The sequence below is a fragment of the Streptomyces albipurpureus genome (genome assembly GCF_023701525.1).
Classification (GTDB): Bacteria; Actinomycetota; Actinomycetes; order Streptomycetales; family Streptomycetaceae; genus Streptomyces; species Streptomyces albipurpureus.
In genome coordinates this window covers 261,474-275,802 of sequence record NZ_JAMQAW010000007.1, presented here as the reverse complement: position 1 = coordinate 275,802, position 14,329 = coordinate 261,474, and the positions used below count along the sequence as shown (strand labels likewise).

The window sequence follows — 14,329 nt, the reverse complement described above, 5'->3', positions numbered from 1 at the left end:
GAGGGGACCGGTCGGGTTGCGGTCGAGGGGACGCGGACTACGCGCGTGAGGACGACGAGGGGCCGGTGGGGTCGAGGCCGAGTGGTCGGCGAGGTCGCGAGTGTGGAGGCGGGGTGGTGCTTCCAGGAGGAGAGCGTTGGGGTCGGTGGCGGTGCGCGGGTGCGCCCCAGCCGGTGAGGGCGAGCCGCTCGTTCAGTTCTCCCGCGATATGGCGACCGCGGGGCCTGCCCCTTTGCGCTGGATCGTCTCAGCGGCAGGTCCGGTGCCAGGACCGAGCTCCACCACGATGTGCTCACCGCGCTCGGGCACAGCTGCGACGAGCCGTCCGACCCAGCGGACCGAACTGGGGATCGGTGAAGCCGTCACGACCGGACCGCGCAGAAACTCGCGGACCAAGAGGTCTGTCACCCTCATGATGTGCCCCTTGCGGTGTGACGGGATCGGCGGGCGGGCAGTTCCTTCCCTCCGGCAGAATCGGTTGCCTCAGTGAACCCCGCTGAACTGCGGAAACCGTAGAACGATCCTCAATGCCCCTTGCGTAGTCCTCCTCCACGGTTCAGTCCGCTGGGGGAAGGGCGTCCGTGGGGGTGCGCGCACTGTGGCGCAGGCGGGCGGCATCCTGGCTGGGGGGCGCGCCGAACTGACGGTGGTATTCCCGGCTGAACTGTGAGGGGTTGTCGTAGCCGACGCGCTGACCGACTCCGGTGACGTCGCTCGGGTGGGTGGCGAGCAGCAGCCGGGCCTGCTGCAGGCGGATCTGCTTCTGGAACTGGATGGGGCTCATCGCGGTCACCGCTTGGAAGTTGCGGTAGAAGGCGGAGACGCTCATGCTGGTCAGCCGTGCCACATCCTCCACGCGGAAGGGCTGCGCGTAGTGCTCGCGGATCCAGCGCACGGCCCGGGAGACGTGGGTGAGGCTGCTGTCTGCGAGGCCGAACTGGCGAACCGTCGCTCCCTGTTCGCCGGTGATCAGGCGCCACAGGATCTCACGCTTGATCAGTGGGGCCAGTACGGTCTGGTCGTGGGGTTCGTCGAGCAGGCGCAGCAGCCGTACCACCGCGTCGAGCAGTGGAGCCGAAGCCTCACTGACGGCGATTCCCGACGGTGCTCCCGCGCCGCGGTGGGGAGTGTGTCCGGTCCCGGCCTCCAGGAGTAGTTCGGCTACCGCCGAGGGTTCCAGGGTGAGCCCGAACCCCAGCGCCGGCCGTTCGGGGGCGGCTTGGGTGAACTGCCCGGTGACGGGCAGGTCGACGGATGTGACCAGGTACTGCCCGGGACCGTACGCGTACACCCGCTCGCCGAGTGCGAGTCGTTTCGCGCCTTGGGCGATGACCGCCAGCACCGTACCGGACATGGAGGGCGCCGGCGGATCCGACCGGTCGACCTTGGAGATCAGGACGCCGTCGATGGCGGTGGTCCAGTCGGGCCGGGCATGTCGGGCCAGCAGGGCTCTGAGCTCTTCGAGGCACATGCCTCCATTCCAGCACCATTCGGCACCCCAGCTCCCGTGGTCGAGAGGATCGTGCAAGTACGAGCGAGCATCGTTCTAACGTTTCCGCAGGTCACCTCGGTTGAATGGAATCACTTCACTCCATCACGCAGAGGAGGGCCCTCATGATCGCCACGTATGGCTTCAACGCGACCCTGACCGCCAAGCCCGGAATGGGCGACCGACTGGTCGACCTGCTGCTCGTAGGCCTGAACGAGAGCAGCCCCGGTGCGAGCGAACACTGCGTCGTCTACCTCGTCTCCCGTTCCGCGTCGCGACCCGACGTCGTGCATGTCACCGAGGGCTGGACCAGCGAGGAGGACCACCATCGGATCTTCGCCGGGGAGGCCGCCCAGGCCATCGTGGCGCAGATCGGCGGACTGCTCGCAGAGGAGTCCGAGTACACCGACTACGTCCCGGTGCGCGGCAAGGCTGCCTTCTAGCCCGCCCGTCGTTTCCCCGCCACCCCGTCCCTCAGCCACCGAGGCGGCGCACTCCGCCCGACTGTCCGAGACCGCCCGAGAAAGGCAGCGATCATGACCACGGCACGCCCCGAGCTGGACCCCGAACTGCGTGAGCTGCTAGTCGGCATGCCCCTCATCTCCCAGCTCACCCCCGAGGTGCTCGCCCAACTGCGCCAGCTTCCCGCGACGCCCGTCGAGTCGCTTCTCGCGCACCGCAACGTTGATCGGGGCGAAGTCACCGTGCCCGCCAGGGACGGTGCCCCCATTCCTCTGTCGGTCTTCAGCCCCGCGAACACCGAGCGCGTCAACGCGGCGCCCTGCGTCTACTGGATACACGGCGGCGGGATGGTGATGGGAGACCGCTTCTCGCAGATCGACATACCGCTGGAATGGCTCGACGAGTTCAACGCGGTCGTGGTTTCCGTGGACTACCGACTCGCCCCCGAGGCCACCGGAACCGCCTTGGTCGACGACTGCTACCAAGGGCTGCTCTGGGTCGCCGAGCATGCCACCGAACTGGGCATCGACCCCGCCCGGATCGTCGTGGCAGGTGCCAGCGCGGGCGGCGGACTCGCCGCCGGTGTCACCCTGCTCGCCCGCGATCTCGGCACCCCGGCGATCGCCGCGCAGATGCTGATCTGTCCCATGCTCGACCACCGCAACACCAGCACCTCCAGCCTGCAGTACTCCGGCGGGCCCGGAGTCTGGACCCGCGAGATGAACGAGTTCGGATGGCGCTGCGTCCTCGGTGACCTCGCCGACGACGAGGTACCCGCGTACGTGTCGCCCTCGTTGGCCGGAGACCTCTCGGGCCTTCCCACCGCCTACATCGACACCGGCGCCGCCGAGGTCTTCCGCGACGAGGCCACCGACTACGCAACCCGCATCTGGGCGTCGGGCGGCCAGGGCGAACTACACGTCTGGGCCGGCGGCTTCCATGGGTTCGACGCGCTGTACCCGCAGGCCCACCTATCGGCCACGGCCCGCCGGACCCGCACCGACTGGCTCACCCGAGCCCTGCGGCCGGCCTTCGCCGCATAGCGTTCCCGGCTCGCACACAACACCCATGACCACACCCTGGAGGAACGCCATGAAGGTCGCCATCGTCACGGGAGCCAGTTCCGGCATCGGACAGAGCGCCGCTATCGAGATCGCCAAGCGTGGGACCGGAATCATCCTCACCTACGGCAACAACCCGCAAGGCGGGCTGGAGACGGTCGCCGCCATCGAGAAGGAGGGCGGCACGGCCGTCGCACTGCCACTGGACCTCGGCGAGACCGGTTACTTCGGGCCCTTCCGCGACACCGTGGCCGACGTGCTGCGCGACACCTGGCAGCGCGACACCTTCGACTACCTGGTCAACAACGCCGGCTTCGCGCACACATCGTTGATCGAGGACACGACCGAGGAGATGTTCGACAGGCTCATGGGGGTCCTGCTCAAGGGCCCGTACTTCCTGACACAGAAGCTGCTGCCCCTGATCGCGGACGGCGGGGCCATCGTCAACACGAGCAGCAACTCGGCGGCGACGGCTGGCCTGGAACCCGGCTACTCGGCCTACGCGTCCATGAAGGGCGGCCTGAACGTTCTGACCCGGTACATGGCCAAGGAGTTCAGCACACGCGGCATCCGTGTCAACGCCGTCTCGCCGGGCTCGACTCGCACCCGGATCGCCGACGACGCCTTCACCCGTTTCCCCGAGGTCGTCCCCGCCCTCGCCGCCAAGACCGCGCTCGGACGGGTCGGCGAACCCGACGACATCGGAGCGATGATCGCCACACTGGTCTCCGACGAAAGCCGCTGGGTCACCGCTCAGAACATCGAGGTATCGGGCGGCTACAACCTCTAGTAAGGATCGCCGAGGATCCCCGTGCAGGGCGTCTGGCGAGCGGCTGGGCGCCCTCCCTCATGCGGGGGCCGCGTAGGACCCCCGCGGTGTTCGCGGCAGACGTGGCGGCCAGCCCTGTGTGTGCCGTGGCAGGTGCGTATTGGGGGATGAGGCTTGTGTCGAAGGGGCGGGTACGGCTCAGTGGCGGTTGCCTGGCAAACGGACTTCAGACGCCGCACCACAGGCCGCCCGATGCGCACGGCCAGGGAGGTCGCCACCATCCGCCGCACCCTGAACGGAACCCTCACCGAACCGCAGAGTTCGCCGAACAGCTCGGTCGTGCGATGTGCCGCACGGTGGCAGAGCAGCGCACTGCATGGGGCTACGAGGTGTTGAGGGCGCATCCGCACTGGCGCCACCGGCACTGAGGCTTGTTCTCCAACCTCTGGTTCTCGGAAACCTCTGGCCACAAAGCACCCCGTCGAGGGGTGCGAGTCGGTCTGCATGGTTCCAAGCTGACCTAGCTGAGAGGGCTTTGATTCCAGAACACACTTTGGCCTAGACGGCCTCTAGGTTGCTGACAGCAGACACCTTCGAAGGGACCGCGATGCCTGAGCAGACCAACACCGCCCCGCGGGGTTGCACGACCATTGCGCCCTGGGTGGTCACCGATGGCACAGGAGGATTCCTCGACTTCGTCCCCCAGGTGTTCGGCGGGGAGGAACTGTCGCGGGCGGCGACCGAGGACGGCTTGATCGGGCACGCTGAGATCCGAGTCGGCGACACCATGGTGATGGCCTTCGACCGACACGCTGACTGGCCCGCCGTGCCAAGTCTGCTGAACGTGTTCGTGGCCGACGTGGACAAGACGTTCTCGCAGGCCCTCGAAGCCGGAGGCCGACTCGTCACTTCCCCGGCCGATGACGCGTTCGGGCAGCGAGGAGGACGTGTGTAAGGACCCCTTCGGCAACATCTGGTGGGTCACCAGCCACGTGGAGGACCTCTCTGAAAGCCAGATGTGGGAGCGGTTGCAGGATCCCGTGTAAGCCGAGGCCGTGCGCGCTGCCCAGCAGACCCTGGACGCCGAGCTCAGCGGCCGACGCCGTGGACGCAGCAGCACCCCGGTGAAAGGCGCGGCTGACTTCTGCACACTCCCACCGGCTCGGTCCTCGAATGGCAAGTCGAACTCGGCGCTCACATAAGAGTTTTCGGGATGTGGGAACCGCCTTCGTCCGATCATGTGTTCCGAACGAGACGCACGATCAAGACGAAGGCCGTGAGGGTGAGTCTGCTGTCTGACATTCGTCTCGGGGAAGCGCTCGCGAAGGCGTCACACTCCCTGGACGACCTGTTCGACTGCCTGAAGTCCCGGGGGCGAGCTGCTCCAACTCGTGGACGCGCTGCTGTGCGCGGACGGTCCGGTGAAGACACTGGTGGACCTGACGCTGGTGGCCGAACACCGGCGCGGGGAGCCACCACCATCACCATGACGTCGCCCCTTGGGTACGGCTTCCGCCCACTCAGATGCTGTAGAAGCGCTGTGTGATGTCGGGGGAGTCGTGTCAGTAGTTGAACGACGGGGTGGCTCGGGGCGAGCAGATATCGGGAGCAATACTTGTGCGTCTGACGCACACCTGGATATTGGCGCGTGCGGCGGTCGCATCAGCCCGCAACCGACGGGAAATGGGGCCATTACCCTTCTCGTGGGTTGGGTCGGACTTGCTGGTGCCGGCGCTCCTCCATTTGCCTCCCTTCTTGAAGAAGAACTCCACTTTCAGGTACGTGGGCCGGTTGTCGTTACGCAGATCCCACCAGTTGCCGCCGACCGTCGCATAGACGTTCCCGTTGTTGGCGAAGTCTCCGTTCGCGGTGGCGAGCCTTGTGGAGCCACTCTGGGCGTAGATGTTGCCCCACTTCTTACTGGCCGCGTGCGCGGCAGGCGTCGTCACCAGCGTTGATGTGACCAGCGACGCGGTGACCACCGCGAGGGCGGCAAGAGCGCGGCCCCAACCATGTCGTGACATTCATGCTCCCCGATTGCCGGGCGCACCTTCCCGGTGCGCGGCTCGTGCACTGCGGGCGGGCCCGGACCCGAGGGGTGTTCCCACCGCAAGCCGGACCATAGTGACAAGACGGCGGCTGTGGGGCCCGGTTGCTGAGTCCCTCACTCGATAGCGGTAGCGGCGACCGCCGAGCTTGTCCTTGAACATCAGATGATCTTGTTTGGGAGTCTCGCGGTCTGCGAGACGGTGGGTGGGGCAACCGCCGCTCCGGCGCGCGCCAGCACTGTTGTCGGCTGCTTCGGTTCTTTGGCGGGGTTCCCTCCGGCGGGAGTGTGCCACTGGGCGGTGCTCCAAGCACTCGGCAGGGTGAGAACAGACCATCTGTGGGACGGGTTGCGCAGATTGCCCCTAGCGTCGTGGACTACCGCATCGAGATTGCCAGGAGTGGTGCCCATGTCGACGTTACGATCCGTAGCACGCGTGCTGGCAGTGCTTTTCGCGGTACTTGTCTGTGTCCCCGCGATTCCGGTGGGCCTGTCCATAGCGGGAGTCTCCGTATATACCTACTACAACTATGACTATTCGATCGATTGCGGCGGCGAAGAGGTGCCCAGGGAAGGGCACCTCTGTGCGGGGAGCGGCGGCTTCGCCACCTATGAGGAGTTGAAGAAGAAGCACCGGCGCGAAGTGGAGAGGGCACCAGCCCTCATTGGGTTCGGCACTCTGACCGCACTCCTGGGTGCTACCGGCCTGTTCTTCCTCAACCGCCATTTCCTCGGCTGAGCTTGTTCGGATGCCTCGTTGGACGGCTTGTGGCTCGGTGTGCTCTGTCGTTGTGTACGGGCCCGGTCGAGCAATGCCCCGCGTTGGGTTCGGCATCCGGGCCTCGCCCCTGATCCGCTGGCACCCACTTTCCATAGCAAGACTGCCCCGTGCCTGCGTCAGACGCCCTTCAGAACACGATCAAGTGCCGCCCGGCCCAGAGGTCCCCAGTTCGGCTTGCCGCCGGGAAGGCCTCGATCCCCGTTCTGCCCCATGAGTATCAGGAAGAGGCTTTTCATAGCGGCCAGCCCGCGGGCGCGCCGGATCGCCGCCTCGTCTGCATGCGCGTACCTGTCGAAGAAGCGTGAAGCTGTGCCCGCGGGTAGCAGCACCCATGCAGCGGCGAGGTCCCACGCCGGATCGCCGGCGAACATGTCACCGAAGTCGACGATGCCCGATAGCGTCCCGTCCGAGACGACGACGTTCGCGGGATGGAGGTCACCGTGCACCCACACCGGGGGGCCCTCCCACGCGTGGGCCGCGACGGCGTCGTTCCAGACGGCTCGGACGTCGCCGGCGATGTCCTCGGGGCCAACGGCCTGGAGGAAGTTCTCGAAGCCGTCCGTGCAGTGCCTGGGATGGGCACCGCGGTCCGTAGCGATCGGCGCCTCGGCGGGCGCCTCCACATGGAGCGCCTGGAGGAAGCCCGCCAGCGTGTCGGCCGCGTGGGTGCCGCGGCTGATCGAGCCGTGGTCCAGCGGCTCGCCGGGAACCCACGTCATCACGGTCCAGTGCTTGGGGAAGCGCTCGGACGGTTCGCCGAACCGCACCGGGGTCGGCACCGGGAGCGGCAGGTGCGGGGCCAGCACGGGTAGCCACCGCCGCTCCTTCAGCTGTAGATCCGGGGTGGGGTCCATGCGCTGCATGCGCACGGCCAACTCGTCCCCGAGGCGCCACATCTGGTTGCCCCAGCCGCCCGCCACTTCGCGGATGGCCAGCCTTGCAAGGTCTGGATGCTGCTCCTGCAGCAGGTCGCGGACCAGGTCTGCGGTGATCTCGATCTCGGTGTGGGACATGCGAAGTCACTGTAGTGAGGCAGCAGGCGGAGCGTCTCTCGCTCTCCGGAGCATCTCGCTGTGATTCCTCTGGGGCTTTGGGACGGAACGGCCACAGGGTTCAGAGAAGCCTGTGCCCGAATACTCCATGCCGCGGTCCGATCCAGCCCGAATGCTCTACGCCGCGGCCCGATCCAGCCCGGATGCCTCGACTGGCCGAGATACGAGAACACCTCCTCGCCCGGATTGCTGAGGTCCCGGTCGGCGGCAGCCCGGCTACGAGGGCCGGGTCCACGGCCCAGTGGACGAAGCGAGGTCCAGCCACGATTGGGTGAGTAGCGGACTCGATATCGCGATCGGGGCGTCCGGGCTGACGGGGCCCAGGGAACGCTCGGTGCCGGGCATGGCGTCAGCATCGCAGAACAGCGGGGAACGACCGGGTGGTTCCCAAGTCCTCCAGAGATGATGTGACTTGGTTGCGAAGGGGGCTCCCGAGCGATCGATAGCAGGTCATTGAGTGAGTCGTGGGTCGCCCTCCGCGGCGGGCTCGGGAAGACACATCCTTACTGCTCAGAAGCCTGTCCTTGAACTCGTAGGCGATGAGGATGCCCCTTGTGGAACCTCTTGCCCTAGGGTTGGGCCATGGCTAGAACTGACCGCGGCAGCCGGGTGATCGCGGCACCACCAGCGAGTGTCTACGGCGCTCTCCTCGACCGGGATTCCCTTGAGGTCTGGTTGCCGCCGGACGGCATGAGCGGGCGGGTCGAGCATTGGGACCCCAGGCCTGGTGGTGGGTTCCGGATGGTTCTCACCTATCTCGACGCCTCCGACAACCCCGGCAAGGCCTCAGACGCGACGGATATCGTCGATGTCGAGTTCGCTGACCTGGTGCCGCCAGAGCGTGTGGTACAGCGAGCGGTGTTCGAAGCCGACGACCCGTCATTCGCGGGCACCATGACGATGACCTGGCAGCTCACCCCCACCGATGGCGGAACCGAGGTGGCCGTCACTGCCACGGACGTGCCACCCGGCATCGACCAGGCCGACCACGAAGCCGGCATCGCTTCCTCACTGGCCAATCTGGCGTTGTACGTCGAGGCAACGAACTGACCCAGTTGCTTTCGCGGGCCCAACCAGGCCGGAGGCCCTGCGAGAACCTGCGGGGCGGGGCTGATGTCAGTGCTGGCTGGCGCCATGGCGATCATGAGCCGAATCATTTCGTACTCCACTGCCGACAAGGCCGACGTGGTGGCGTTTCTCGGGGCGGCCGGGAACCTCGTATCTGATCAGCAGCGCAACCTCGATGTGATGTATGAGCTCGCACGGGCCAGCCAACTCGACCTCGATCGCCAGGGCGTCGACTGGGGCCTGTCCATCCCGGACGCCCTGGACCACCTCATAGCCGGACACGCCAGCTCAGACGCCGAGTATGCGGCAGCCGCCTACTACCAGGCCCTCCAGCACATCATCGACCGCAACGGCTCCGACCCCGGCGAACTGGGCGTGTACTCCAAGCCCTCCACCTTTTTCGGTCTCTTGGACGACGAATTGCGCCGCCTGGGCGTGAGCGCCGATCTTCTGCTGCATGACCATCTGTTCTCCGGTCCGCCCGACGAGATCCCCTTCTACGTTCCGTATCCCGTGGACGGCCCGCACATCGGTATGTTCCCGCTGGCCAAGGCCAAGCCCGCCGCGGACGCCTACCGAGCGGTTCTGGACCGGATGGACGACGGATTCGTCTACGACACCAAAGTCCTCATTGAGAAGCTGGATTTCGAGCACCACGAGTGGGAGTACGCCACCAAGAACATCGACTGGTACAAACAGGACACGATCTTCTTCTCCATCAGGGGCTGACCAGGAGGGAGCTACCGAGTCACTTGGTTCCGCTCCCTCTGCTGAGTCCCATCACCCAGCGCTTCACATCTCGCGCCTTGCGACGCCGGATCACTTGGACTCCCAAGGCGGCGTCCCGGCCGTTTGCCGCAAGTACCGGGGCGATTGCCGCGGTACTCGCGGATGGCGGTGCGCAGGATCGACCGGCGGTTGAAGAGCACTCTGCGCCAGGTCGGCCGGCCTGAACGCCCGTGGCCGCTCCGGGCTTGGCCCGATGAAGAGGAGGGCTTCCATCCACCCCGGGGTGTCGCGACCCATGGGCGACGCGGAAGCCGCCGTCACGGCATACCGGCACGCGGACGAGGAATCCAGGCACGGACACACGGCTGATGCTCAGCTGGCTGGAGACGGATCGAACTCGCCGACGAAGCCGGAGCGCCCCGCAGGAACGCCGCCGACGTACACGGTCACATGCCGTCGGACGGATTCGCCGAGGACCTCGACTACCGCGTCGGTGATAGACGCGATCAGCCGCGTGGGGGCGTTGCCCAGCCCCGACAGGTTCAGCTCCGTTTCACGCACGTTCATCGAGACGATCGGTGCGTTCACCACGGTGGGTACGCCGCCGAAGCTCCAGCGGTGGCGCGGGATGTCGAACAGTTCGACGACTGTGCGGGATGCCTGACCTGTGATCATGTGCGCGCAACGGGGCGGCTGGACGGCGAGAGCGATTCTCGGGCATAAGCGAGTCTTTCCATCAATCAGATATGTCCGTAATAGTTGATGTAATGGGATCTGAGGGGTACCTTCTGACTGTTCATCAGTACTGGAATGGGTTGTTCCGGACTGTTTGGGTCTCGCGCGTCACCGTCTGTCGACCGTCCGAGCGTGCTCTTCGGCATGCTCGATCGGCGCCGAATCCGGTGCGCTCCTGGAGGTATGACGGACATCGTTCCGCGTGCGGAAAATCCTCCAGGAGGAATTGGTGTCGTATCCGAATGGCGCTGTCTGGGCGGTGATACGCCGACGTGGGGTCATAGCCGCCATGGCTGCCGTCGCCCTGGTGGCGGGACTGCTGATACCCGCGATGACGGCGAAGGCCGCCGCGGGCACAGCGGTTCTCGATGTTTCCGTCCAGGCCGTCGACTCCCGTACCGGGGCGCCGCAGGCGCAAGCCTCCTTCGGCACGCACGACAATCAGGTCGCGTACAAGGTGGCGTACTCCTGTGCCGCGGCGGACTGCGACGGTGCCACCGTGCAGTTGTCACCGTCGCAGCCCGATCCGAACGGGTTGCAGGACGGGCGGCTGCTGGCCTATGCGAACTGGACGCCTCCGGCCGGGCTGCCGAACGCGTCGGTCGGCGGCACGGACGTAGCGGGAAAGACGATCAGCCTCGGTGACCTGCGTGCCGGCGTATCGGGCACGTTCCTCGTGGTCTACGGCATCGCCGCGTCCGGTAACAACTCAACAGTGGCCGCGGCCCAGTACTACCCTTCCGGGTTCCAGATCCTGATGTCGGCGACCATGGACTCGACGACCGCCACCGGGCCCGCCCAGGCCGACGCACAGCCGGTGACCTGGACGAGCAAGGTTCCCGAACCGTCCCTGAGCCAGGTGAGCCCGGGGTCGGTCAAGCCCGGGACCAATGTCTCCTGGGAGCTCTACATGGCCTCGGGCGCGATCACCCGTTTCGACGGCAGCAGCGTCAGGGGTTCCTCGGAGTGGGTCGGCGCGGGCAGCTACACCGTCGTCGAGAAGCTGGACCCGCGTGCGGTGTATGTGTCGAGCACCGGCAGCGGTGTGTACGACAGCGCGGCGCACACCGTCACCTGGTCACACGGGACGAAGGACGCTCCCGATGCGGTCGCGGCGGGAGGCTGGGGCCACATCGACAAACGGAACTGGTCGGCCCGCGGGAACTCCTACCCGCGCAAGGTGACCGTGAACTACCCGGCGGCCAAGTTCACCAATGACCCCAGCGGCTGCGACTTCGAAGAGACCGTGAGCAGCGAGATGACGGTGTCCCTCACCTATCTCGACCCGGACCGCACCACCAAGACCGCGACCGAGGTGATGCAGCACACGGTGTCGTGCCACTCGCCGTTCGCCCGGGCGGGCCTGGCGAAGGACAGTACGAGTAGTTCTTCCAGCGGGTCGACTCGTCTGGTGAACGTCCCGCCGAACGTGGCCGGGATGACCTGTCCCGCCCGCGGGCGGGACGACTGGAACCGCGTCTGCACCCCGGGTGCGAGCCTCGCACCGTTCGCGGACAACAGGTTCTACTGGACCGTGGCGGCCCACAACCAGTCGAACGTCGACGGCGTCGCGGTGATCCAGGACGACGAACTCGACCAGCCCGACGCCCGCGTCAACAGGATCGAGCCCTCCGGCACAACACCGGTCGCCAAGGTCGAGTGGACGCGGAACGACGGTGCCACGGGGACGTCCAACGGCGCGGTCAACGCCCCCGACGGCACCTGGTTCACCAAGGCGAAGGTCACCAGCGGCACCGTCAAGGCGACGAACGTCCGGCCCAGTGACACCGGAGGCAGCCCTTTCAACGCCTACTTCTACTACAACGTCGCCGCGACGGCTCCGATCGGGGAGACCCGAACCAACAGGGCCACGGCGACGATGTCATGGCCGGACAGCGGACTGGCCGTGATGGCACTGGGCCCCACCCCCCGTACGATCCGCTTCCAGGAGACGCCGCGGCAGAGGCCGAGCGTCACGGCCGCGTTCGCCTCGCCCGCCACGGTCGAGGGCGGCGGGAACGCCGTACCGGGCAAGAACGTGACGTTCAAGGTTCGTGCGGAGACGCAGAACATCCCTGGTGGCGTGGACATCACCCCGCAGTACGCGTTCATCGCGCCGGTCGGCTGGACGATCAACCCCGACTCCGCGTCCTTCGCGGCCGGTTCCGTACCGGACGGTGTGTCCTTCGACTACACGACGAAGACCGTGGGCGGGCAGTCGCGTGAGGTCGTCGTCGCCAACTGGCCGAACGATGTGTCCTTCGGTGAGAACACCACCTGGCCGACGATGCAGGTCATGGCCCAGCCGACGCACCTGGTCGCTGCCGGAACCACGAGCGTGGCGACGGCCTGGGCCGGCGATTCGCGGCACACCTGGACCAATGCCCAAGCGGTCTACGCAGGTGCAGTCGCGGACACCCCGGACATCGACGGCGACGGCAAGACCGACGAATGGTTCTCCGGCACCGCCCAGAACGTCACCGTCTCCGCGGCCGACGGGCTGAGCGCCACCAAGGAGATCTGTCTGCCGACGCCAGGCGCCCCCCAAGAGTGCACCTGGCTCTCCGACCCGGACGAACTGGTGGGTGTCTCACCGACGGCCACCGACATCCGCTACCGGGTCACCCTGAAGAACACCGGTAACACCACACTCGACAAGGTCGTCGCCTACGACGTTCTCCCCCACGAGGGCGACCGGGGCACCAGTGCCGGAACGGCCTCGACTCCGCGTGGCAGCACCTTCGACGAAACGCTCGACACCGTCTCCGACGTCTCCGCCAACCTGACGTTGGAGTACTCGGCCTCCACCAACCCGAAGCGCGCCGAGGTCCACCCCGCCGCCACCGGGACCACCGACGACTGGGGTCCCACCCCGGCGGGCAAGAAGGCCATCCGCGCGAGCGTGACGGGCGCCCTCACCCCCGGCCAGGAGGCGCGCTTCATCTTCGTGGCCGCCGTCGCCCCCGGCACCAAAGCCGATGCGGTCGCCTGCAACTCGGTCGCCCTCGACAGCGCCCAGACCCTGCCCGCCGAGCCGCGTCCCGTGTGCGCGTCCACACAGGAGGCCGACCTCAGCGTCGGCGTCCCGGACCGACTGCCGCTGCAGGTGGGCCGCGTAGGAGTGCTGCCGTTCACCGTCACCAACGGCGGTGGATCGCAGGAGACGGCCGCCACAGTCACCGTCACGATCCCCACCGGCCTGACAGTCACCAGCCTCACTCCCAAGGGTTGGAGCTGCACCGCCGAACCGGGCAGCGCCCCGCTCGACGGACCGCTGACGCTGACCTGCACCCCGGTCGACGACGACGGTGACCCGAAGCCTCTGAAGAAGGGCGTCGCCACGGACCTCGCGGTCCCCGTGATGCCCACCGCCTTGGGACAGGCCTGCGCACTCGGTTCCGCCGAGGGCCCGATGCACGACCCCACGCCCGCGAACAACAAGGCGACCGGCTGCGCCCAGGTCGGAGTCGCGACGACCGGGCTTTCGTTGACGAAGACCGACGGCCGCGATGTCGTGGCCGTGGGCGACGAGTACAGCTACACCCTCACAGCGGCGAACCTGCTACCCGCCGAGACGATCACCGGTACGAAACTGACGGACACCCTGCCGGCCGGGCTGGCGTTCGTTTCCGCGACCGGCGGCGGCACCGTCGCTGACCAGGGCGCGGTGGACGCCTACGGCGATCGGCCCGGTGGCACCGTCACCTGGACGCTCGGCGACCTCGGGCGCGCGGGAGTCCCCTCACCGGGCGGTGACCTCACCGAGGCCAGCGCCGAAGCCGCCGTATCCGTCCAGGTGAGGGTGAAGGTGCTGCCTGGCGCTTCTGGCACCGTGGTCAACTCGGCGCGGGTCAGTGCCCCCGACCCGGCTGACGCGTCGGAGACGCTGACCGCGAACGCCTCGGACACCGACCGTTTGCGTGCGCTGACCCTGACCAAGTCGTCGGGTATCTCGTCTGCCGGGGTGAGCGCTGGTGACACGGTGACGTATACGGTCACGGCGAAGAACATCGGTACCGCCGACTACACGGAGAGTGTTCCGGCGGTGGTCAGCGATGATCTCGCGGGTGTGCTCGATGACGCGGTCTTCACCGCGGGGTCGGCCTCCGCGAGTATCGACGACGGTTCCTCGGAGC

General features: G+C 67.1%; 12 protein-coding genes and 1 pseudogene. 8 read left to right on the top strand and 5 right to left on the bottom strand.

Features of this window, described 5'->3' with window-relative positions:
• Positions 1–192: 192 nt before the first annotated feature.
• Together NBG84_RS08340 and NBG84_RS08335 are read right to left on the bottom strand one after the other, a co-directional pair.
• Complete coding sequence (locus NBG84_RS08340; protein ID WP_250918648.1) at positions 193–414, bottom strand: hypothetical protein; 222 nt, start codon at positions 412–414, stop codon at positions 193–195.
• A 142-nt stretch (positions 415–556) separates the two neighbouring features.
• Positions 557–1,471: an AraC family transcriptional regulator gene (locus NBG84_RS08335; protein WP_250918647.1), complete on the bottom strand. Its 915-nt coding sequence runs from the start codon at positions 1,469–1,471 to the stop codon at positions 557–559.
• Between the two features lie 143 nt (positions 1,472–1,614).
• Here NBG84_RS08335 and NBG84_RS08330 point away from each other — a divergent pair, with 143 nt between their 5' ends.
• From NBG84_RS08330 to NBG84_RS08315, 4 genes and pseudogenes are all read left to right on the top strand, one after another.
• Positions 1,615–1,932: a putative quinol monooxygenase gene (locus tag NBG84_RS08330; protein ID WP_250918646.1), complete on the top strand. Its 318-nt coding sequence runs from the start codon at positions 1,615–1,617 to the stop codon at positions 1,930–1,932.
• Between the two features lie 93 nt (positions 1,933–2,025).
• On the top strand, positions 2,026–2,994 hold the full coding sequence (locus NBG84_RS08325; protein WP_250918645.1) for an alpha/beta hydrolase: 969 nt from the start codon (positions 2,026–2,028) through the stop codon (positions 2,992–2,994).
• A 25-nt stretch (positions 2,995–3,019) separates the two neighbouring features.
• Positions 3,020–3,802 carry an SDR family NAD(P)-dependent oxidoreductase gene (locus NBG84_RS08320; RefSeq protein WP_250918644.1) on the top strand — a complete coding sequence of 261 codons (783 nt, stop codon included), beginning with the start codon at positions 3,020–3,022 and terminating at the stop codon, positions 3,800–3,802.
• Between the two features lie 586 nt (positions 3,803–4,388).
• Positions 4,389–4,911: pseudogene (locus NBG84_RS08315) on the top strand (VOC family protein); the annotation flags it as partial.
• 432 nt (positions 4,912–5,343) lie between these two features.
• Here NBG84_RS08315 and NBG84_RS08310 read toward each other — a convergent pair.
• Positions 5,344–5,805, bottom strand: coding sequence for a hypothetical protein (locus NBG84_RS08310; RefSeq protein WP_250918643.1), 462 nt, complete (start codon positions 5,803–5,805; stop codon positions 5,344–5,346).
• Between the two features lie 432 nt (positions 5,806–6,237).
• On the opposite strand from NBG84_RS08310, the gene NBG84_RS08305 reads away from it, so the two are divergent.
• A complete protein-coding gene (locus NBG84_RS08305; RefSeq protein ID WP_250918642.1) occupies positions 6,238–6,567 on the top strand; it encodes a hypothetical protein in 330 nt (109 codons plus the stop codon).
• 158 nt (positions 6,568–6,725) lie between these two features.
• Here the strand turns inward: NBG84_RS08305 and NBG84_RS08300 are convergent, their stop codons facing one another.
• Complete coding sequence (locus NBG84_RS08300) at positions 6,726–7,622, bottom strand: aminoglycoside phosphotransferase family protein (protein ID WP_250918641.1); 897 nt, start codon at positions 7,620–7,622, stop codon at positions 6,726–6,728.
• A 621-nt stretch (positions 7,623–8,243) separates the two neighbouring features.
• Here NBG84_RS08300 and NBG84_RS08290 point away from each other — a divergent pair.
• Together NBG84_RS08290 and NBG84_RS08285 are read left to right on the top strand one after the other, a co-directional pair.
• Positions 8,244–8,711, top strand: coding sequence for an SRPBCC family protein (locus NBG84_RS08290; protein ID WP_250918640.1), 468 nt, complete (start codon positions 8,244–8,246; stop codon positions 8,709–8,711).
• Between the two features lie 93 nt (positions 8,712–8,804).
• Positions 8,805–9,458: a DUF7691 family protein gene (locus tag NBG84_RS08285; protein ID WP_250918639.1), complete on the top strand. Its 654-nt coding sequence runs from the start codon at positions 8,805–8,807 to the stop codon at positions 9,456–9,458.
• Positions 9,459–9,830: 372 nt separating this feature from the next.
• Here the strand turns inward: NBG84_RS08285 and NBG84_RS08280 are convergent, their stop codons facing one another.
• Entirely contained in the window at positions 9,831–10,133 is a 303-nt protein-coding gene (locus tag NBG84_RS08280) for a hypothetical protein (protein ID WP_250918638.1), read from the bottom strand.
• 289 nt (positions 10,134–10,422) lie between these two features.
• On the opposite strand from NBG84_RS08280, the gene NBG84_RS41035 reads away from it, so the two are divergent.
• The coding region (locus NBG84_RS41035; protein ID WP_250918637.1) for an isopeptide-forming domain-containing fimbrial protein at positions 10,423–14,329 on the top strand (3,907 nt) is incomplete at its 3' end.

Excerpts from the sequence above, each read along its gene's own strand:
- NBG84_RS08310 (WP_250918643.1), bottom strand. The coding sequence starts at position 5,805 with ATGTCACGACATGGTTGGGGCCGCGCTCTTGCCGCCCTCGCGGTGGTC.
- NBG84_RS08300 (WP_250918641.1), bottom strand. The coding sequence starts at position 7,622 with ATGTCCCACACCGAGATCGAGATCACCGCAGACCTGGTCCGCGACCTG.
- NBG84_RS08320 (WP_250918644.1), top strand. The coding sequence starts at position 3,020 with ATGACCACACCCTGGAGGAACGCCATGAAGGTCGCCATCGTCACGGGA.
- NBG84_RS08330 (WP_250918646.1), top strand. The coding sequence starts at position 1,615 with ATGATCGCCACGTATGGCTTCAACGCGACCCTGACCGCCAAGCCCGGA.
- NBG84_RS08340 (WP_250918648.1), bottom strand. The coding sequence starts at position 414 with ATGAGGGTGACAGACCTCTTGGTCCGCGAGTTTCTGCGCGGTCCGGTC.
- NBG84_RS08335 (WP_250918647.1), bottom strand. The coding sequence starts at position 1,471 with ATGTGCCTCGAAGAGCTCAGAGCCCTGCTGGCCCGACATGCCCGGCCC.
- NBG84_RS08285 (WP_250918639.1), top strand. The coding sequence starts at position 8,805 with ATGAGCCGAATCATTTCGTACTCCACTGCCGACAAGGCCGACGTGGTG.
- NBG84_RS08325 (WP_250918645.1), top strand. The coding sequence starts at position 2,026 with ATGACCACGGCACGCCCCGAGCTGGACCCCGAACTGCGTGAGCTGCTA.
- NBG84_RS08290 (WP_250918640.1), top strand. The coding sequence starts at position 8,244 with ATGGCTAGAACTGACCGCGGCAGCCGGGTGATCGCGGCACCACCAGCG.
- NBG84_RS08280 (WP_250918638.1), bottom strand. The coding sequence starts at position 10,133 with ATGATCACAGGTCAGGCATCCCGCACAGTCGTCGAACTGTTCGACATC.
- NBG84_RS08305 (WP_250918642.1), top strand. The coding sequence starts at position 6,238 with ATGTCGACGTTACGATCCGTAGCACGCGTGCTGGCAGTGCTTTTCGCG.